Here is an 18,729-nt window from a genome sequence, read left to right as displayed (position 1 = left end):
GGCTCAGGCGAGCCGGTCGAGCAGGGCCTTCGTGAGCGCGATGATGTCACCGAGCGCGGCGTCCGCGGCCGGGCTCATCGCGCCCATGTCGAGGAAGCCGTGCACCAGGCCGTCGTAGCGAGTGCGGTCGACCTTGACGCCGGCCGCGGCGAGCTTGTCGGCGTAGGCCTCGCCCTCGTCCCGGAGCGGGTCGTACTCCGCCGTGACCACGACGGCCGGTGCGACACCGGCGACGTCGCTGGCGATGGGCGACAGCCGCGGGTCGGCCAGGTCGAGGCGCTCGCCGCCGCTCAGGTAGTGCCCGGAGAACCACACCATCGTGGCGAGGTCGAGGAAGTAGCCTTCGGCGTTCTCAGCGCGCGATGGGTAGTCGCCGGCCATGTCGGTCGAGGGGTAGATCAGCACTTGAGCGGCCAGCTGGTCGCGCAGCTCCTGCGCGGCGATGGCGGAGAGGTTGCCGCCCGCGCTGTCCCCGCCCACCGCGACCAGGTCGCTGCCACCGAGCTCGGCTCGGTGCTCCAGCGCCCAGCGGACCGCGGTCATCGAGTCCTCGACCGCGGCCGGGAACGGCGCTTCCGGAGCGAGCCGGTAGTCCACCGACAGCACCGCCATCTCCCCGTCGCGGCAGAACCGGCGGCAGGTCTGGTCGTAGGTGTCGAGGTCACCGATCACCCAGCCACCGCCGTGGATCCAGACCAGGGTCGGCCACGGGCCGTCGCCCTCGGGCCGGTAGAACCGGGCGGGCACGCCGCCGGCGTCGATGTCGGTGACCTCGCCGACCGGGATCCGGGTCTCGTCGGTGACCAGGTCGACCGTCATCGACCGCATCGCCTGACGAGCGGTGGTCGGGGTGCCCTCGTGCATGGGCGGGTAGCCGGCGGCGGCGATGAGGTCGAGCAGGGACTGGGTTCCGGGGTCGAGTGGCATGGGGCCATCCTGCCCGCCCGACCCCGGACCTTGGTCGCTACCCGGTTTTGGGGAACGCAGCGCCGAATCGTCCTACGGGTCGGTCATCACCTCTTCAATCAGACTTGCAGGGCCGCGCTCCCGACGGGCCCTGCGGGGGGATTTGCACATGACGCAGTACGCCGCGGCCGATTCGCGGGCGCTCACGACCTTCGCACCGGCGTACGAAGGTCGTCGCCGGATCCGTGGAGCACGCTCCTGGATCCTGCCGACCCTGATCGGCGACGCCGTCGTCGTGGCCCTGGCCGGCGCCGTCGCCCTTCTTGGCCGTCAAGCCGGGTGGCTGGTCGGCGCGACCACCACCGTGACCGGCGACCTGAGCCTCGTCGCGCCCCTCGTGCTCGTCGGCTGGATGCTGGCCATCGCGCTTGTCGGCGGCTACCGCTCCGACGTCCAGGGCGCCGGCAGCGAGGAGTACGGCCGGGTGGCTCGCGCCACCGTCTATGCCGGTGCAGCGTTCGGCTTCGCCTGTTACGTCACCGACTACGACCTCTCCCGTGGCTTCTTCTTACTCCTCTTCGGCGTGGGCCTGCCCGGCCTGCTCGTCGTTCGCTTCGGACTGCGCAGGGCGCTGCACCGGGCCCGCCGCGAGGGTCTCTACGCCCAGCGGATCGTCATCTGCGGCGACGCCGCGCACGTCGACGACATCGCCCGGGTGCTGCAGCGCGACACCTGGCTCGGCTACCACGTGGTCGGTGCCGTCCTGCCGGCTGGCACCACGATGAGTGAGACCCCCGCCGGGGTGCCGGTGCTCGGCACCACCGCGGACCTGACCACCGTGACGGCTCAACACGAGGTAGACGTCGCCTTCTTCGCCGGTGGCGCAGCCGGCTCGGCGCGGGACATGCGGGCCACCTCTTGGGCTCTCGAGCGGGCCGGCGTCGGCGTCGTGCTCGCCCCGTCGATCAACGACATCTCCAGCGAGCGTGTCCGCGTGCACCCTGTCGGAGGGATGCCGCTCGTGCACGTCGATCCGCCGACCTGGGCTGACGCCTCCCGGTGGGGCAAGCGCGCCTTCGACATCGCCGGTTCCTCCGTGCTTCTTTTCCTGCTCGCCCCGCTGCTGACTGCGGTGGCGCTGCTGGTCAAGCTCGACGACGGCGGCCCGATTCTCTTCCGGCAGACCCGCGTCGGTCGCAACGGACGTGAGTTCGGCTGCTTCAAGGTCCGCAGCATGGTGACGGACGCCGAGCAGCGGTTGGCCCAGCTCCACGCCGAGGTCGGCTTCGACGGCGGTCTGTTCAAGATGGCCGATGACCCGCGGATCACCCGGCCCGGTCGCTGGATCCGTCGACTCTCGATCGACGAGCTGCCGCAGCTGCTCAACGTGCTGCGCGGCGAGATGAGCCTCATCGGTCCCCGCCCCCGCTGCCCAGCGAGGTCGAGGGGTACGACGCTGGAGCAGCCCGCCGGATGTGGGTCCGCCCCGGCATGACCGGCCTGTGGCAGGTCTCCGGCCGCTCACAGCTGTCGTGGGACGAAGCCATCCGCCTCGACCTCTACTACGTCGACAATTGGTCAATGGCCCAGGACCTCACGATCCTGGCCAAGACCGCGCGCGCCGTTCTCGGTGGCCGCGGAGCCTACTGAGCCGGGGTCCACGGGGCAGACGACCGCCTGGGTCAGTCCCGCACCTGGACGGTGTACCCGATGGCCGACTCGTCACCCGGGGCGCTGTTCGTGATGATGACGCGCTGAGCGACCCCGTCTGACTTCGTCAGCACCTGGGGCGCCGGGGGGTTGCCCTCGATGGTGGTCTCGAGTGACCACCCAACGTCCTCGAGCAGTCCGACCGCCTGTTCGACGACCGTGAGCCGTGGGGTTCCGCCGGCGTAGACCAGCACGTTGTAGGCGCCGCTCTTCGCCGTGGGCTCTTGGACCGAGACAATCTCGCCATCGACGACCGAGACCTCGTCCCGCGGGAAGTCCACCGGAAGTCCGTCCGGCTCGACCTCCGTCGGCACTTCGCCTTGCGGGGATGACGCCGACGTCACGGGCGACTCGGCCGGCTCCTGGTCGGCACCACCGCTGCACCCCGACGCGGTCGTCCCGAGCACGACGAGCAGGCCGAGGGCGGACACCGCCCGGCGGGTGCGGGATGACGGGAGTCTCATCAGGGGGAACCTCTCACTGGCCGGTCCGGACGTGGGAACCCTACGGCTCCACGGCACCGGTCTGGACGGCCTTGGTCAGATCCACGTCAGATCGACCCGATCTCGACGTTTCGCCATGCCAGCGAACGGGCGACGTTACGGTTCTGACGTCCCGAGCCCGACCTGGGACATGACCTGCCCGGCGTGGTCACGACGCCATACCACGGGCGGTTTCCGTCGAGCCGTAGGGGCGCCTCGCATGCCGGACGACACGAAGGATTGACGCCGTGACCCTGCTCTCCGGACTGCCTGCGCAGGCGGTCCCAGCGTCGGCACATGCTAGGCGGACCTTGGGTTTCCTGCCCCTCACCCTCCTGGCGCTCGACGTCGCGCTGATCTCTGTGGCCGGCACCATCGCCGTGCTCGGGCGCGAAGAGCTCAGCATCTTCGACGTCTCCGCCGGCGGGATCCGGGAGTCGGTGGGCATGGTCGGCCCGGTCATGCTGCTTGGCTGGGTCGCCGCCATCGCGGTCCTCGGCGGCTACCGCCAGGAAGTGTTCGGCGCAGGCACCGACGAGTACAAGCGGGTGCTGAACGCCGGTCTGGTCGCCACCGGACTGACCGCCGTCGGGTGCTACGTCGCCCAGTACCCGCTGTCCCGGGGCTTCTTCCTGCTCGCCTACGCGATCGGGGTCCCGCTGGTCCTCATCGGCCGCTACACCGTCCGCAAGATGCTGCACGCAGCTCGACGCCGCGGCGCCCTGACCCGCCGCGTGCTGATCGCCGGCACGCGCTCCCACGTCGACGACGTGGCCCGGGTCCTCGGCCGCGAGCGCTGGCTGGGATACGACGTCATCGGCGCGCTCACCCCCGAGTGGGACCTCGGCGAGGAGACGAGCACCGGGTTGCCCGTCCTCGGCAACACCACCGACGCTCCCGAGGTCGCCCAGGACCAGGGCGCCGACATCATCTTCTTCGCCGGCGGGTCCGCCGGTTCGGCCACCGTGATGCGCAGCATGTTCTGGACCCTTGAGAAGCAGCAGGTGGGGGTCGTAGTCGCCCCCAGCGTCACCGACATCTCCAGCGAGCGCGTCGGCATCCGGCCCGTCGGCGGCCTGCCGCTGATCCACATCGATCCGCCGACCTGGTCGGACGCGTCTCGCTGGGGCAAGCGACTCTTCGACGTCCTCGGCAGTCTCGGGCTGATCCTCGCCTTCAGCCCCCTGCTGGTGTTCGTGGCGCTGCGCATCCGGCTGCACGACGGCGGCCCCCTGCTCTTCTCGCACCCTAGGATCGGCCGGCACGGTGAGGAGTTCTCCTGCCTCAAGTTCCGGACGATGGTGCCGGACGCCGACCGACTTATCGCCGACATGCAGACCGAGTCCGGCGCCAGCGCCCTGCTCTTCAAGGTCAAGGGCGACCCCCGGATCACCCGCCCCGGCCGGTGGCTACGGCGCTTCTCGGTCGACGAGGTCCCCCAGCTCTTCAACGTGCTGCGAGGCGACATGAGCCTCGTCGGCCCGCGCCCGCAGGTGGCCAAGGAGGTGGCGTTGTACGACCACGCGATGAGTCGCCGGCTCCACGTCCGTCCCGGCATGACAGGTCTGTGGCAGGTCTCGGGCCGTAGCGACCTGACCCTGGAGGAAGCCGTCCGTCTCGACCTCTACTACGTCGATAACTGGTCGATGCTGCAGGACGTCTCGATCCTCGCCCGCACGGCCCGCGCCGTCCTCGGATCTCGCGGGGCCTACTGAGCCCGGCTCCGGACACGGCCACCACGAGTCGCCGGCTGTACGTCGGTCCGATCAAGTCCCGAAGCGTGCTGGAAGTAGCCGCGCGTGGCGCTCTGCTGGTCGAACCATGGCTTAACGGCGGCGGGGGCGTCGATCTACTCTGGTCTCCGGACTTCGCGTTGGCGCTGATGGTCGGGGCCGGCGGGTCGAACAGGGCCATGGAGCCTTCTGGACGAGAGCGGCGCTCGGCAACCTGCCGCTCGTCGTGAGCCTCGATCAGGACGCAGGCGGTCAGCCGGAGCAGGGCGCCGGGGTCGGGAGGATCCCCGCTGACCTCGGCACGCCGTTCGACCTGACGGTCCAGCCACTCCAGCGGGTCGCTTCGTCGACAGGCCCGACCTGCGAAGGTCGATCAAGTCATGCGCCGGGTGCGGGCTCAGTACGTCGTGCGCACTCGGTCCGCGCTTGCGGAGCGGCGCCGACGCATCGGGCCGAGCACATGACGCGTCACACCACCACCAGCAGCGGTTCGTTGCATCTGGGTGGGCCCTCTCGCAGAGCCCCACACGACAGCCCGCCTTGGCGCGGAACGACACCCCGTGCGGGCCCCGGTCCGTGGGCAGACCGGCCCGCCCCATCCAGCAACCCCGGGGACTCACCGGCCGACCCAGGCAGGCCGGACCGGTGGAGGGGCAGGGTCAGGCCTTGATGCGCTTGCCCCGGGTCGAGGCGGCACGAGCCGCGGCCCTGCGCTCCTTGCGGGCGTCGGACCGCGAGGGCTCCTGACCGGGCTGCTGGGGCCCGTACCCGTAGCCGTACCCGTAGCCATAACCTCGGGCGGACTTCTTCGCCGGCGCCATGTTGATGACGACACCGACGGGCTTGGCATCGACCTGGGCCAACCGGTCCAGCGCATGGGCGAGTTGGTCCCGGGTGGTCTTGCCGTGCCGGGTGACCAGGAGCAACCCGTCGACCTGCGCGGCCAGCAGCGCGGAGTCGGTGACCGGCAGCAGGGGCGGGGCATCGAGCAGCACGATGTCGAAGCGCTCCCGCAGGTCGGTCACCAGCTCGGCCATCGCCTGCGACTGGAGCAGCTCCGAGGGGTTGGGGGGCACCGGCCCGCTGGCAAGCACCTGCACCCCGGAGCCCTCCAGGGTCTGCAGGGCGTCGTCAAGCTTGACCTGTCCGATCAGCACGCTGGTGGTGCCGACCGCACCATCGACCCCGAGCCGGGTGGCCAGCATGGGCCGACGCAGGTCGCAGTCGACCAGGGCGACGCTCTGCCCCGCCGCGGCCAAGGTGATCGCCAGGTTGACCGTGGTGGTCGACTTGCCCTCCCCCGGAAGCGGGCTGGAGATCACGAACATCCGCTTGTCGTGGTCGACCTCGACGAACTGCATGTTCGTCCGCAGCACCCGGAAAGCCTCGGCCCAAGGTGTCGGTTCACGCAACGCCACCTCGGGGTCCTTCTTCACCGCCGCCGCGTCGGAGTTGATGTGGCCCAGGATCGGCGCCGCGGTCACCTGCTGCACGTCCTCCACCGAGGACACCGAGGTGTCCAGGAGATCCCGGAGGACCGCAAGCCCGATTCCCAGCAGGAGGCCGAGCACCGCGCCGAGCCCGAGGTTCCGCACGATGTTCGGGCTGACGGGGGTCGTATTCACGTCGGCGGACTGCGTGACCGTGACCGCGACGATCGGAGTGTCCCTGCCGACGGGCGTCTCGAGGGCCTCGACCTGGTTGCTGACGACGGTGCCGTAGGCGGCCGCGATGTCCCGCGCCTGCGTCGGGTCCGGGTCCGTCACGGTCAGCACGAGGTTGGTGGTCTCGGGCGAGACGGTGGCCTCGACCTCGCGGGCGATCGTCTCGGCGTCCACCTGGCCGCCTAGGGCGTCGGCGACCTGTTCGGCCGTGCTGGTCTGCGCAGCGATCTCGGCGTAGGAGGCGATCTGTTGCGAGGTGAACTGGCCGCCGGTGGCCGCCGAGCTGATGTCTCTCGACTGCGCCCCCACGTACAACGAGACCTGCGAGGAGTAGAGCGGCGTCGTCAGCGCGGTGAAGGCCGCCGTACCACCGAGCACGACCACGAACGTAAGCAGGACGAGCACCCACCGCCGTCGGATGGTGAGCCAGTAGTCCTTGAGTTCCACGGGATCTCCATCTGAGCGCGTGCTGCGGACGCGACGAGCGTATCCGGGTCGAGACCGTCTCGCGGTGGTTCAGACCAGATGGTCGGGGTTGACCGGTCAGCGCCTGCGCAATCCGGCCAACGCCGGCCGTACGTCCGCGAGATAGACGAACGCCGCGATGGTGAAAGCGATGCTCAGGATGAAGAGGATGCCGATGAACTGCAGCAGCACCCCGATGCCCAAGATGATGGTCCACGCTGGCTTGGTGAGCTTCCCGGCAGCCTCGTAGGACTCAGCCGACCACAGCAGCGAGTTGATGAAGGCGAAGAGCTTCACCGCCAGCAGGACGACGAACACCACCAGGTCGACGTAGCCCTGAATCGCAAAGATCTCCATGATGCCTTGAGCCTAGCGAGGCCCCGGACGACGAGAACCCCGGACCGCAACGGTCCGGGGTTCTCGGTGGTTCAGGGGCCGGTAATCATCGGCCGGGGGCGAGGATCAGTCGCCGACCTTCTTGGCAGCCTCGGTGACAGCCTGAGTGGTGCTCTCGGCGGTCTTGGCGGCCGCGGTGGTGGCGCCCTTGGCGCTGCTGCGGGCCGGGGCCGAGGTCTTCTTGGCGGTGCTGGAGGTCTTCTTCGCCGCCGACTTGGTGGTCTTGGCGGTGGAGTCGGCGCTCTTCTTGACCGTGGTGGTCGCGGCCTTGGCGTTGGACTCGACCGACGTCGCCGCGGAGTCGGCGTTCGCCTTAGCGGTCTTCGCGGCCGTGGTGCCCTGGCGCTTGGCCGTCGCGGCGGTCTTGTCGGCCGCCTTGGTGGCCTGGGTCTTCACGGTCTTCGCCTTTGCCTTGGCGGTGCCGGCAGCCTTGGCGGCCTGCTGGGTCGAGTCCTGCTTGCGGATGCGGACAACGAGGTCCTCGCCGCGCTCGGCCAGGCCGACGTACGTGTCGGTGACGGTGGTGGCCGTCTCGTCGAGGGTCGTGGTGACCTTGCCGCGCAGCGCACGGGGGGCCAGCTCGATGTTCTTGACCGACTTCTGCACGTCGGTGACGCGCTGCTGCACGTTGTTCACGCGCTTCTGCACGTCGGCCACGGTGGTGCGGACGTACTCGACGGCGAGGTCGGTGGCGCCCACGCCGGCGTAGAGCGGGCGGGTCACCTCGGCGGGGATCTCGATCTTCTTGATGTCGAACTTGGCGGTGGCCATGTCCATCTCCTTCATCGGTTGGCCCCAGCGCCAGGCTGGGAGTCGTGGGGTTCGAGCTCGGCCTGGGCGTTGAGCGCCAGGAACGAGGAGTACACGTCGAGCAGCGACTGCTTCTGCCGCTCGGTCAGCAGGGGGTCGTTGAGCACGGCGTTCTCGACAGTGACCCCGGTGGAGTCGTCGAGGCCGACGATGCCGGCCCGGACATACAACTGGTCCGCGGAGACGCGGAGCGCCTTCGAGAGCTGCTGCAGGACCTGGGCCGAGGGCCGCCGGAGACCGCGCTCGATCTGGCTGAGGTAGGGGTTGGACACCCCGGTCATCTCGGCGAGCTGACGAAGCGACAACCTCGAGTCGAGGCGCTGCTCCTTCAGGTACTCACCTAGACCGGCCACGGTGTGCCCGACCTTCCGCTTTGCCATGCATCCATGATGCTTGCTCCTGCTAGCAGATTGCAAACTCTGCAAGCGTGACGTCGTGCACATTCCCCCGAGGAATACGTGCCCACCCGCAAGGTGCGAGCATCGGACCCGTGAAGAGAGCGTTCATCACCGGCATCACCGGTCAGGACGGTTCGTACCTCGCCGAGCTCCTGCTGCTGAAGGGTTACGAGGTGCACGGCCTGGTCCGTCGCGCCTCGAGCTTCAACACCGGACGGATCGACCACGTCTACCAGGACGCCCGCGACCCGGACGCCCGACTGTTCCTGCACCACGGTGACATGACCGACGGCGTGCGGCTGCTGACCCTGCTCGGCGCGATCGCCCCCGACGAGGTCTACAACCTGGCCGGGCAGTCGCACGTGCGGGAGAGCTTCGACCAACCCCGGTTCACCGCGGAGATCGTGGCGATGGGGACCCTGCACCTGCTGGAGGCGATCCGCCACAGCCGGGTCGCCTGCCGGTTCTACCAGGCCGGGTCCTCCGACATGTTCGGCGACAGCGCCCCGCCGCACACCGAGCTCAGCCTGCTCGCGCCCCGCTCGCCGGAGGCCACCGCCAAGGCCTACGCGCACTGGACCACCCGCAACTACCGCGAGGGCTACGACCTCTTCGCCGTCAACGGGATCGCGTTCAACCACGAGTCGCCGCGGCGAGGGGAGACCTTCGTGACCCGCAAGATCAGCCAGGCGGTGGCCCGAATCCAGGCCGGCCGGCAGGACTTCCTCTACCTCGGCGACCTCAGCCCCGTCCGCGACTGGGGCTATGCCCCGGAGTACGTGGAGGGCATGTGGCGCACGCTGCAGCAGGACGAACCGGACGACTACGTGCTGGCCACCGGCACCGGTCACCCGGTGCAGGACTTCGTGGAGGCCGCCTTCGACCACGCCGGCCTGGACTGGGACCGCCACGTCCGCTTCGACGAGCGCTACCTGCGCCCCACGGAGGTGGTCGAGCTGCTCGGTGTCCCCGACAAGGCGGCCGAGAAGCTGGGCTGGCGGGCAACGGTGCAGATGGCCGAGCTGGCCCGGATCATGGTCGACGCCGACGTCGCCGCGCTCGAGCACGAGGGGCGGCACTGGGTCGACGACGTCCGCCTCCCGACCTGGCCCGTCTTAGCCACCGACTGACCGGCCTCGGAGGTCGAGGAGGGAGCGCCAGCGACCATCTCGAGACCAAGACCCTCACTCAGAATGCGGCGCGGATCTCCCCCACCGGCTGCCCTGCCCCGAGCAGGGTGACGACCCCGGTGCCGCGCACGGCGTCCGCGTCGACCCCGGCGTCGTCCAGCACCCCGGAGCGCTCCAGCGCCGCAGCCATCAGCACCGGCCGCACGCGCCCCGCGCCGTCGTCGGTCTTCAGCGCGAACGCGCGCCCGTCGGGCAGCGCCACGGCGTAGCAGGACTCGGCGCCGGCCTTGCCGATCGCGCCGGAGATCGCGCGCAGCAGCGTCAGCTCGTCGCGGCGGGTCCCGGAGACCATCTGCGGGTGGTGCCGGATCGCCTCGGCGATGCGGCGCTCGGGGCCGTCCTCGGCCACGGCGAGGCGGCGGAAGGCGCGGGCCAGGCCGGTCAGCGACGTGGACAGCAGCGGTGCGCCGCAGCCGTCGACGGCCACGGCCTCCACCGGCTCACCGGTCGCCTCGGCGAAGGTGGCCGCGATCGCCTGCTGCAGGGGGTGCTGGGGGTCGCGGTAGGTCGCGAGGTCCCAGCCGTTGACCGCACAGGTGACGAGCATCCCGGCGTGCTTGCCGGAGCAGTTCATCGCCAGCGACGTCTTCTGCCCCCCGCCGCGCAGGGCGCGCTCGCGCTCCTCGTCGTCGATCGGCCAGTCCAGCGGCGTCTGCAGCGCGTCGACGTCGAGGCCGGCGGTGGCCAGGATCACGCGGACGCCGTCCTGGTGCATCGGCTCGCCGCTGTGCGAGGCGCAGGTCAGCGCGAGCAGCTCCTCGGGCAGGTCGAGGCCCGCGCGGACCATCCCGAGCGCCTGGAGCGGCTTGTTGCACGAGCGCGGGAGGATCGGCGCGGTCGCGTCGCCCACCGACCACGCCTCCTCGCCGGCGGCGTCGAGCGCGACGAGCGAGCCGTAGTGGTGGCCCTCGACGAACCCGGAGCGGATGATCTCGGCGACGACCTGTGCTGGCATGGACCGCAACCTACGCAGGTGACCAATGACCTGCGGCGCGGACCCCAAGTCGATCGACGTTCTGCAGTTAGGATTCCCCGGATGCCCGAGCCCACCGCGGCGCCCGCCCCCTCCCCAGGCCCGGCGCCCCAGCACTGCCCCACGCCCCGGGAGCTCGACGACCTCGAGCTCCTCGTCACCGGCGCTCTCGCGCCCCTGCGCGGTTTCGACGAGCCGGGCAGCCCGGTGAGCCTGGCCCTGCCCGCCGACCTCGCGGACGCCGACGTGGTTGAGCTGGTCGACCCGGAGGGTCTGCCGCTGGCGCGAGCCACCCGCGGGCCCGCCGGCTCCCGGGTCGTCGAACCGCTCTCGCGGTCCGAGTACGGCCCCTTCCGCCGCCTGCACCTCTCCCCCGTCGAGGTCCGCGCCCAGCACGCGGGGCGCACCGTGGTCCCGGTCTCCGACGCGCTGACCGTCGAGCAGGCCGCAGAGTTGCGCGCCCTCGGCCCGGTCCTGCTGCTGACCCTCTGCGGCACCGGGCTCTCCGCCCTCTCCCCCGTCGCCCTGGTCCGCGCCACCCTGACCGCGGCCGAGGACCTCGACGCAGTCGTGGTGGCCGTGCCGTTGGCCTCCCACGGCGACGCCGAGACCGACCACCGCCTCGGCGTGCAGGTCGCCGCGACCTATGCCGGCGACGACCCGGTCCACGGGTTGCGCGCCGACGGCGAGCCTGACGCGCGCGTCGCCGCGATCGTCGAGCAGGACCAGCCCGCCCCGGACGAGCAGGGCCTGGTGCTGTTCTTCACGGGCCTGTCCGGCAGCGGCAAGTCCACGCTCGCCCGCGCCCTGATGGACCGACTCCTCGAGGCCGGCAGTCGCAGCGTCACGAGCCTCGACGGGGATGTCGTCCGCCGCCACCTGTCGGCCGGCCTCACCTTCTCGAAGGCCGACCGCGAGACCAACATCCGCCGGATCGGCTGGGTGGCCGCCGAGATCTCCCGCCACGGCGGCGTCGCGGTGTGCAGCCCGATCGCACCCTTCGACGAGACCCGCCAGCAGGTCCGGGCCATGGTCGACGAGGCCCGCGGCGCCTTCTTCCTCGTCCACGTCGCCACGCCGCTGGAGGAGTGCGAGCGCCGCGACCGCAAGGGTCTCTACGCCAAGGCCCGCCGCGGTGAGATCCCCGAGTTCACCGGCATCTCCTCGCCCTACGAGGAGCCCGAGGACGCCGACGTCCGCGTCGACACCACCGGCCGCACCATCGAGGCCGCCCTCGACGACGTCCTGGACGCCCTCGACGAAGCCGGCCTCATCCCCCGCACCCCGGAGGTCGAGGAGCCGAGGAACGAGGAGTCTCGAGACCACACCCCGCCGGTGGTCGAGGAGCGAGTGCAGCGAGCGTCTCGAGACCAGGCCCCGTTGAACGTCCTCTTCGTCTGCACCGCCAACATCTGCCGTTCCCCCTACATGGAGCTGCGCGCGCGCCAGCTCGCCGGCGACAGCGCCACTGTCCGCTTCACCAGCGCCGGGACGCACGGCTTCGACCAGCACCCCATGGACCCCGAGATGGCCACCGGGCTGATCGCCCACGGCGTGGATCCCGCCGGGTTCACGAGCCGCCCGGTCAGCAGGCAGCTCGTAGCCGCGGCCGACCTGGTGCTCACCGCCGAGGCCGCCCACCGCACCATCCTGCTCGAAGACGACCCAGGGGGGTTCCGCAAGATCTACACGCTCGGCCAGTTCGTGGAGGGCGTCCGTCGCCTGCCGGAGGACGTCCGCGGACGTGATCTGATCGAACAGGTCGGCCGCCACCGGGGCAACGCCGACCCGGCGCTCGACGTGCAGGACCCCTACCGCCGCGGCCCCGAGGCCGCCGCCGCCGCATCCGCCCACCTCGACGAGCTGCTCGCCGCCGCCGTCGACCGCCTGGTCTGAGAGAGGACCCCTCATGGAGGACCTGATCACCGCCGCCGTCTTCTCGATCGCGGCGGCGGGCTTCATCGTCGGCATCGTGGTCGGGCTGACCGGGATGGGCGGCGGCGCCCTGATGACCCCGGCCCTGATCTTCCTCGGTGTCGGGGAGACCTCGGCGGTGGTCACCGCCGACCTCACCGCCGCGGCGGTCTACAAGACCGGTGGGGCGATCGTGCACTCACGCGAGGGCTCGCCCAACCTCAAGCTGGCCAAGTGGCTGGTACTCGGCTCGGTGCCCACCGCGCTTTTGGGGCCCTACCTGGTCAGCCGGTTCACCGACTCGGAGGACCTGGACACCACCCTGCAGCTGGCCATCGGCTTCGCCCTGCTGCTGGCCGCCAGCACCTACGCCATCCGGCTCTACATCAACTTGCGCCGGGTCCGGGCGGGTTACGACGGGGGCGACCCCAACCCGAAGATCCGGCCTATCCCGACGCTGCTCGTCGGCATGCTCGGCGGGCTGCTGGTCGGCATCACCAGCGTCGGCTCCGGCTCGGTCATCATGGTGGCGTTGCTGATGCTCTACCCCGGCCTCTCCGCGGTGAAGCTGGTCGGCACCGACCTGGTCCAGGCCGTGCCGCTGGTACTGGCCGCGGCCATCTCCAACATCGCCATCCACGGCCTCGACTGGGGCCTGACCATCCCGCTGATCCTGGGCTCCGTGCCCGGGACGATCATCGGCTCCAAGATCGCGCCCCGCGTCCCGCAGTCCCTCATCCGTCGCGGCATCGTCGTGGTGCTGACCATGTCCGGCGTCGCCCTACTCGACAAGGCCGGCTGGGCGCCCCTGGGCCGGGAGGAGACCAGCCCCATGCTTGTCGCCGGCATCGGGTTGGCCATGATCGTGCTGGTCCCCGTGGTGTGGGGCTTGCTCCGGAAGGAACAGGGTCTGCCGTTCATGGGCGCGCCCACCATCGCCGAGCTGGAGGAGCCCGGTCGATCGGAGAGAACCCGGTCCACACCGGCGGCGGACGACTAGCCTGGGGTCGTTGATCGACCCCGACCCGCGAAGGTGCCCCGGTGTATCTGCTCACCAACCCCGTGCGCGACTACGCGTGGGGCTCCGAGCGCCGACTGGCCCGGTTCCTGGGCCGGGAGCCCAGCGGCGGCCCGGAGGCCGAGCTGTGGATCGGCGCCCATGAGGGCGACCCGTCGGTGCTGCCCGACGGGCGTCGGCTCGACGACGCCATCGCCGAGGACCCGGTCGGGCTGCTCGGCGAGCGGGTGCACGCCGACCACGGCGCCCGTCTCCCGTTCCTGATGAAAGTCCTCGCGGTGGCGGAGCCGCTGTCGCTCCAGGTCCACCCCTCGGCGGAGCGGGCACGGCTGGGATACCACCGCGAGGAGCGTGCCGGCATCCCGGCCGATGCCCCCAACGCAGCTACCGCGACCCGTGGCACAAGCCGGAGCTGGTCTACGCACTGACCCGTTTCGAGGGGATGGCCGGGTTCCGCGACGTCGGTCGCTCGACCGCCCTGCTCGAGCTACTCCGCAACCCCTGGGCCAGCGGTGTCGCTGCGCGTCTCGACCCGGAGTTCGCCAGCCAGACGCTGCGTACCGTCGTCACCGAGATCCTCACCACACCGGCCGACGACGTCCGCAGGATCCTCCTTGGCCTGGTAGAGGCCGCCCGCGATGCCGCCGCGCGAGGTCACGATCGCGAGCGCACCCACGGCGCGCTGCGCAGCCGGCGCGACACCGAGGGGGCGGTGGTCCGACGCGAGGCCATCCGGGTCTTCGAGCTCTTTCCCACCCTGGCGGCGCGCTACCCCGACGACCCGGGTGTCCTGGTGACGCTGCTGCTCAACCACGTCGTGCTCGCCCCCGGCGAGGCGATGTTTGTCGGCGCGGGCGTGGTGCACGCCTACGCGTCGGGGTTCGGAGTCGAGATCATGGCCGCGAGCGACAACGTGCTCCGCGCCGGGTTGACCCCGAAGCACCGGGACGTCCCCGAGCTGCTGGACGTCACGGACTTCACGCCGATCCCGGTCCCCCGGTGGCAGCCGGTGGTCGACGGCTCGTCGCACCGCTTTAGCCCCCCGGTGGCCGACTTCACACTCACCGTGGAGCTGGTCGGCGGCCGATTTCCGGCGTCGACCGGCCCGCGGGTGGTACTGGCCCTCGAGGACGGCTGCCGGGTCTCGCGCGGCGGCGCCTACCACCCTCTGCAGCGAGGCCAGGGCCTGCTGGTGCCGGCGGGGGCGGACATACTAGAAGTGGACGGGCGGGCAGCCATCGGGTCCGTCGGCGACTGACCTCTCAGCGGCAGGCGCTGGCCGAGGTGCTGCCCTGGTCGCCCGGTACGACGCCCGGGGTCACCTCGAGCCGGGGGTCGCCCACCTGTCCCTCGCCCGACGAGGCCGACCAGGTGACTCGTACGTCGTCGCGGGAGTCGAGGAGCACCGCCAGTCGGATCACGGGCTGGCCGTTGTCCAGGCGGGAGCTGGTCAGCCCCTGCACGACCTCACCGTCGAGCTGCACCGCACCGAAGTCACCGCCGGCCGGCCCGTAAACCTGCACTGACAGCAACTGGGAACCCGGCTCCGTCCCCGCGCTCCCGCCCCCGGTCAGGTAGCTCGGCAGCGACCTCGCGTCGGCTGGTGCGATGTCCTGACGCAGCACGAGCGAGCCCGCGAGCTCCTGCACGCCCGCTCGACAGGCGGTGGCGGTGGTGGTCGCGTCGTAGCGGAGGTAGTAGGACATCTTGGAGGCGGTGGCGTCGTTGATGCCGATCCCGGTGGTCGGGAACGCGTCCTGCTCGGACGGGAGCTGGCCGGCCACGGTGGTGCCGTCGAGGGCGGCGGCCTCCGCGTCCTCGAACGGCGCCACCAGGAGACGGCTCTCGCGGCCCGCTCGGGCCAGCCCGCCCACGAAGTCGGTGGGAGAGGCGAGGTCACCGGTCAGCCTCTGGAAGATCGCCCGGGCCGTGGCCTGGAAGAAGACGTCCTGCGCCGTCGGGTCCTCGATGGTGAGGTAGGGCTCGCTCAGCACCTCCTGGACCAGGTTGTCCGAGGTCAGGGTGGTGTCACCGACCTGGACCGGCCCCGTGCCGTCGAGCAGGTAGGACAGGGCGACCGGATCGAGCGCGAGGACCCCGTCGAGGTCGGTGGCGGGATACTTCGCGGACCAGAACGCATCCCACATCCGCGCCGCGCGGGGGAAGTCCCGGGAGTACCCGGGACTTTGGAAGGTCAGCCCGTACCCGCTGGGCATGGAGGTCTGCTCGGCCGGGGTTAACGGAATCACCGGCGCGTCGAGGGTCGGGAAGTCCGCCCAGACTCCCTGCTCCCGGAGCTCGAGACGGCCGTCGCGCGCCGACAGCCGCGCCCAGGACCCGGGGAGTCCTCCGGTGGCCCGGATCTCGGCGTTGTTCTGGAAGATCAGCAGGTAGTCGCGATCCCCCTCGCCTCCGGCCATGGCAGGCAGCAGGTCGACGGCCGTGGATCCCGCGCCCAGCCCGTCCGCCACCGTGGTCAGCTGGGCCTGGTAGTCCAGGAAACGCCGCTGGAGCACCCCACTGAGGCTGTCCGGGTCGACCGAGCCGGCCTCATCCGCGGCGTCCTGGAAGGATGTCGCCGCTGCACGCATCGGGGCCTGCAGGGCACGGACCACGTCGAGGTCCAGCCTGCCCCCCGCCGTGACGCCGTCGAGCTCCCCGCTCACGGCCAGGAGGGGCTCGGCCCCGTCCCCGGCCGCCAGGTCGAGGCTGGAGCCGAGGACCTGCACGGCCTCGAAGTCGTCCCCGACCCATGGCAGGTGTGTCAGCGCGCCCCACCACCACCCGTCCGTAGCGTCCCGGGCCTGCGCGGCACCCTCGGCGAGGTCGCCCACCGCGTCCTGCTGGGCTTCCCTCTCACCCGCGTCGATTGACGTCCGGAGGTCGGTCGCTGCCGCCTCCGCCTGGCGCAGGCCGTCGTATGCCTGGAGCGCCAGCCACGCAGTCCACAGGCCGGCCGTGAGCAGGAGCAGCGCGGCGAACGCCGTCAGGCGACCTCGAGTGATCACGTCGATCCCTTCCCTGCGTCAGACATGACGGTGCCCCGCGACCGGGGGTCGCGGGGCATCGTACGAAGCGTGCTGGTGTCAGCGGCGGCGCGGGCCCTTGACCCTGGTGTTGAACGAGGTGCCGCTGCCGAGGTACTTCTCGTCCGTGCCCTGGTAGGTCACGATCACGGTGTAGCGACCCTTGTTCAGGCCCCGGAAGTTGAAGATGTTGCCCTTGCCCCGCGCTGCGGGGAAGTCGCGGGTGAAGGTGAAGGACTTGCCGTTGTTCTTGACGAAGGTGAAGACGACGGGGCCGGTGGCGCGCCCGTTGCCGAAGGTGCCGACCCGGACGAAGACCTTGGCCTTGTTGGCGCCGGCGTTGAGGCCGCTGCCCTGGGTGATGGTCGGGAAGCAGGTGGCGGGGTAGGTGCAGGCGGCGGCAGCCGGCGACGACGTCGTCGCGACCAAACCAGCCGACATCAGGAAGGCCGTGATGACGGCCGCGAAGATCTTCTTCATGAGGGGGGCTCCCGGGGGGCTGTTGGAACGTGACAAGCGATAGCAGACCACAGCGGGGGCGTCGCACCGAGGCGTTTGCCTCAGATAACCCGGAAACCCCGTCCTGTGGCCCGACCTGTCTGGACCGGTCGCCCGCCGAGTTGCCTACGGGCGGCCGAGCGCGCGGTAGGTCCACCCTGCGCTGCGCCAGCGCACGGGGTCCAGGCAGTTGCGACCGTCGATCACGCTGCGCGCGGCCACCAGAGGACTGAGGTCGGCCGGTTCGAGGGAGACGTACTCCGGCCATTCGGTGAGGACGATGACCAGCTCGGCGTCCCGCACGGTCTCCTCCACCGTGGGCGCGAAGATAAGGTCCGGCCACTTCTTGCGGGCGTTGTCGATCGCCTGCGGATCGGTCGTCACGACCTTCGCACCCTGGAGCTGCATCTGGGCGGCCACGCTGAGGGCGGGCGAGTCGCGGACGTCGTCACTGTCTGGCTTGAACGCCGCACCTAGCAGGGCGATTCGCCTCCCGACGATTGATCCCCCGCACTGCTCCCGGGCAAGGTCGACCATCCGCACCCGACGGCGCATGTTGATGGAGTCCACCTCTCGCAGGAAGCTCAGCGCCTGGTCGGCGCCGAGCTCGCCGGCGCGGGCCATGAAGGCCCGGATGTCCTTGGGCAGGCACCCGCCTCCGAAGCCGAGCCCGGCATTGAGGAAGCGGCGACCGATCCGGGCGTCGTGGCCGATCGCGTCAGCTAGCAGCGTGACGTCGGCGCCGGTGGCCTCGCACAGCTCGGCCATGGCGTTGATGAACGAGATCTTCGTGGCCAAGAACGAGTTGGCCGCGACCTTGACCAGCTGGGCGGTGGCAAGGTCGGCCTCGATCTTGGGAGTGCCCTCGGCGAGCGCCGCGGCGTACACCTCGTCCAGGCGCTGCTTGGCAGCGGTCCCCTGCTCGGTGTCGCGCGCGCCGTAGACAAAACGGTCGGGGTGCAGGGTGTCCTTGAGCGCGAACCCCTCGCGCAGGAACTCCGGGTTCCAGATCAGCTCCGCTCCCGGCGCTTCCTCGTCGAGGCGGGAGGCCAATTCCTCGGCGGTGCCGACCGGCACGGTCGACTTCCCGGCCACGACGTCACCGGGGCGCAGCAGCGGCAGCATGTCGCTGATGGCGGCGTGCACGTAGCGCAGGTCGGCGGCATTCTCCGCCGCCTTCTGAGGCGTCCCCACACAGACGAAGTGGACATCACAGTCCGCGGCGTCCGCGGCGTCAGTGGTGAAGGTGAGCCGGCCGGTCGCGAGCCCTTCGGCGAGCAGCTCGGGCAGACCTGGTTCGAAGAACGGCGCCTCACCCCGGTTGAGCGACGCGACGTGGTCAGGGACCACATCGACGCCGACGACGTCGTGCCCGAGGCGGGTCATGCAGGCGGCGTGGACGGCACCGAGGTAGCCACAACCGAAGACGGAGATGCGCATGGGCGTCCACCCTAGGGGCCGGCAGCGAAACCGACCCGGAAGATCGTGCAGGTCCGCCGGGCCGCGTCGGGTTCGCGCCGCGCCGCGGCGTCGCTACGATGCAGGC

Annotated in this window: 16 protein-coding genes and 1 pseudogene; 7 read left to right on the top strand and 10 right to left on the bottom strand. The window is 70.8% G+C overall.

The features are described from left to right. Positions 1-3: 3 nt before the first annotated feature. The gene (locus tag ENKNEFLB_RS04080) at positions 4-927 is read right to left on the bottom strand and encodes an alpha/beta hydrolase (protein WP_214058024.1); all 924 of its coding nucleotides are present in this window, start codon (positions 925-927) and stop codon (positions 4-6) included. On the opposite strand from ENKNEFLB_RS04080, the pseudogene ENKNEFLB_RS04075 reads away from it, so the two are divergent. Then, a pseudogene (locus ENKNEFLB_RS04075) lies at positions 887-2,556 on the top strand (sugar transferase). The gene ENKNEFLB_RS04080 and the pseudogene ENKNEFLB_RS04075 overlap by 41 nt on opposite strands. A gap of 32 nt (positions 2,557-2,588) precedes the next feature. On the opposite strand, the gene ENKNEFLB_RS04065 reads toward ENKNEFLB_RS04075, so the two are convergent. Further along, the gene (locus tag ENKNEFLB_RS04065; protein ID WP_214058021.1) at positions 2,589-3,080 is read right to left on the bottom strand and encodes a hypothetical protein; all 492 of its coding nucleotides are present in this window, start codon (positions 3,078-3,080) and stop codon (positions 2,589-2,591) included. 329 nt (positions 3,081-3,409) lie between these two features. On the opposite strand from ENKNEFLB_RS04065, the gene ENKNEFLB_RS04060 reads away from it, so the two are divergent. Then, positions 3,410-4,813: a sugar transferase gene (locus ENKNEFLB_RS04060; RefSeq protein WP_214058020.1), complete on the top strand. Its 1,404-nt coding sequence runs from the start codon at positions 3,410-3,412 to the stop codon at positions 4,811-4,813. A 677-nt stretch (positions 4,814-5,490) separates the two neighbouring features. Here ENKNEFLB_RS04060 and ENKNEFLB_RS04055 read toward each other — a convergent pair. The 4 genes from ENKNEFLB_RS04055 to ENKNEFLB_RS04040 form a co-directional block, all read right to left on the bottom strand. After that, positions 5,491-6,942 carry a tyrosine-protein kinase domain-containing protein gene (locus tag ENKNEFLB_RS04055; protein WP_214058019.1) on the bottom strand — a complete coding sequence of 484 codons (1,452 nt, stop codon included), beginning with the start codon at positions 6,940-6,942 and terminating at the stop codon, positions 5,491-5,493. Positions 6,943-7,038: 96 nt separating this feature from the next. Then, on the bottom strand, positions 7,039-7,317 hold the full coding sequence (locus tag ENKNEFLB_RS04050; RefSeq protein WP_160004280.1) for a DUF2516 family protein: 279 nt from the start codon (positions 7,315-7,317) through the stop codon (positions 7,039-7,041). 105 nt (positions 7,318-7,422) lie between these two features. Then, positions 7,423-8,127, bottom strand: a complete 705-nt coding sequence (locus ENKNEFLB_RS04045; RefSeq protein WP_214058018.1) for a hypothetical protein — start codon at positions 8,125-8,127, stop codon at positions 7,423-7,425. A gap of 11 nt (positions 8,128-8,138) precedes the next feature. Continuing rightward, a complete protein-coding gene (locus tag ENKNEFLB_RS04040; RefSeq protein WP_214058017.1) occupies positions 8,139-8,546 on the bottom strand; it encodes a helix-turn-helix domain-containing protein in 408 nt (135 codons plus the stop codon). 110 nt (positions 8,547-8,656) lie between these two features. On the opposite strand from ENKNEFLB_RS04040, the gene gmd reads away from it, so the two are divergent. Then, on the top strand, positions 8,657-9,694 hold the full coding sequence (gene gmd / locus ENKNEFLB_RS04035) for a GDP-mannose 4,6-dehydratase (protein WP_214058016.1): 1,038 nt from the start codon (positions 8,657-8,659) through the stop codon (positions 9,692-9,694). Positions 9,695-9,752: 58 nt separating this feature from the next. On the opposite strand, the gene ENKNEFLB_RS04030 is transcribed toward gmd, so the two are convergent. Beyond that, positions 9,753-10,709 carry an asparaginase gene (locus ENKNEFLB_RS04030; RefSeq protein WP_214058015.1) on the bottom strand — a complete coding sequence of 319 codons (957 nt, stop codon included), beginning with the start codon at positions 10,707-10,709 and terminating at the stop codon, positions 9,753-9,755. A gap of 81 nt (positions 10,710-10,790) precedes the next feature. Between ENKNEFLB_RS04030 and cysC the strand changes: the two genes are divergently transcribed. Genes cysC through manA form a run of 4 tightly spaced genes read left to right on the top strand, consistent with a single transcriptional unit; the run spans position 10,791 to position 14,917 of the window. Beyond that, a complete protein-coding gene (cysC, locus tag ENKNEFLB_RS22840; RefSeq protein WP_214058014.1) occupies positions 10,791-12,623 on the top strand; it encodes an adenylyl-sulfate kinase in 1,833 nt (610 codons plus the stop codon). A 13-nt stretch (positions 12,624-12,636) separates the two neighbouring features. Beyond that, positions 12,637-13,641 (top strand): sulfite exporter TauE/SafE family protein, encoded by a 1,005-nt coding sequence (locus tag ENKNEFLB_RS04020; protein ID WP_214058013.1) that lies wholly within the window; start codon positions 12,637-12,639, stop codon positions 13,639-13,641. Positions 13,642-13,682: 41 nt separating this feature from the next. Further along, on the top strand, positions 13,683-14,087 hold the full coding sequence (locus tag ENKNEFLB_RS04015) for a type I phosphomannose isomerase catalytic subunit (RefSeq protein WP_214058012.1): 405 nt from the start codon (positions 13,683-13,685) through the stop codon (positions 14,085-14,087). After that, on the top strand, positions 13,994-14,917 hold the full coding sequence (manA, locus tag ENKNEFLB_RS04010) for a mannose-6-phosphate isomerase, class I (RefSeq protein ID WP_214059313.1): 924 nt from the start codon (positions 13,994-13,996) through the stop codon (positions 14,915-14,917). Before ENKNEFLB_RS04015 ends, manA begins: the two co-directional genes overlap by 94 nt. Before the next feature lie 4 nt (positions 14,918-14,921). Here manA and ENKNEFLB_RS04005 read toward each other — a convergent pair whose 3' ends face one another. The 3 genes from ENKNEFLB_RS04005 to ENKNEFLB_RS03995 form a co-directional block, all read right to left on the bottom strand. Next, entirely contained in the window at positions 14,922-16,667 is a 1,746-nt protein-coding gene (locus ENKNEFLB_RS04005) for a DUF4012 domain-containing protein (protein WP_214058011.1), read from the bottom strand. A gap of 78 nt (positions 16,668-16,745) precedes the next feature. Then, on the bottom strand, positions 16,746-17,165 hold the full coding sequence (locus ENKNEFLB_RS04000) for a hypothetical protein (RefSeq protein WP_214058010.1): 420 nt from the start codon (positions 17,163-17,165) through the stop codon (positions 16,746-16,748). A 144-nt stretch (positions 17,166-17,309) separates the two neighbouring features. Then, positions 17,310-18,623, bottom strand: a complete 1,314-nt coding sequence (locus ENKNEFLB_RS03995) for a UDP-glucose dehydrogenase family protein (RefSeq protein ID WP_214058009.1) — start codon at positions 18,621-18,623, stop codon at positions 17,310-17,312. Between the last annotated feature and the right edge of the window lie 106 nt (positions 18,624-18,729).

The organism is Nocardioides aquaticus, assembly GCF_018459925.1.
Lineage (GTDB): Bacteria > Actinomycetota > Actinomycetes > Propionibacteriales > Nocardioidaceae > Nocardioides > Nocardioides aquaticus.
This window is presented reverse-complemented; position numbering and strand designations above follow the sequence as displayed.

Bases quoted from the DNA above. Each gene is read 5' to 3' on its own strand.
- ENKNEFLB_RS04080 (WP_214058024.1), bottom strand. From the start codon at position 927: ATGCCACTCGACCCCGGAACCCAGTCCCTGCTCGACCTCATCGCCGCC.
- ENKNEFLB_RS04065 (WP_214058021.1), bottom strand. From the start codon at position 3,080: ATGAGACTCCCGTCATCCCGCACCCGCCGGGCGGTGTCCGCCCTCGGC.
- ENKNEFLB_RS04050 (WP_160004280.1), bottom strand. From the start codon at position 7,317: ATGGAGATCTTTGCGATTCAGGGCTACGTCGACCTGGTGGTGTTCGTC.
- ENKNEFLB_RS04045 (WP_214058018.1), bottom strand. From the start codon at position 8,127: ATGGCCACCGCCAAGTTCGACATCAAGAAGATCGAGATCCCCGCCGAG.
- ENKNEFLB_RS04040 (WP_214058017.1), bottom strand. From the start codon at position 8,546: ATGGCAAAGCGGAAGGTCGGGCACACCGTGGCCGGTCTAGGTGAGTAC.
- ENKNEFLB_RS04030 (WP_214058015.1), bottom strand. From the start codon at position 10,709: ATGCCAGCACAGGTCGTCGCCGAGATCATCCGCTCCGGGTTCGTCGAG.
- cysC (WP_214058014.1), top strand. From the start codon at position 10,791: ATGCCCGAGCCCACCGCGGCGCCCGCCCCCTCCCCAGGCCCGGCGCCC.
- ENKNEFLB_RS04020 (WP_214058013.1), top strand. From the start codon at position 12,637: ATGGAGGACCTGATCACCGCCGCCGTCTTCTCGATCGCGGCGGCGGGC.
- ENKNEFLB_RS04000 (WP_214058010.1), bottom strand. From the start codon at position 17,165: ATGAAGAAGATCTTCGCGGCCGTCATCACGGCCTTCCTGATGTCGGCT.
- ENKNEFLB_RS03995 (WP_214058009.1), bottom strand. From the start codon at position 18,623: ATGCGCATCTCCGTCTTCGGTTGTGGCTACCTCGGTGCCGTCCACGCC.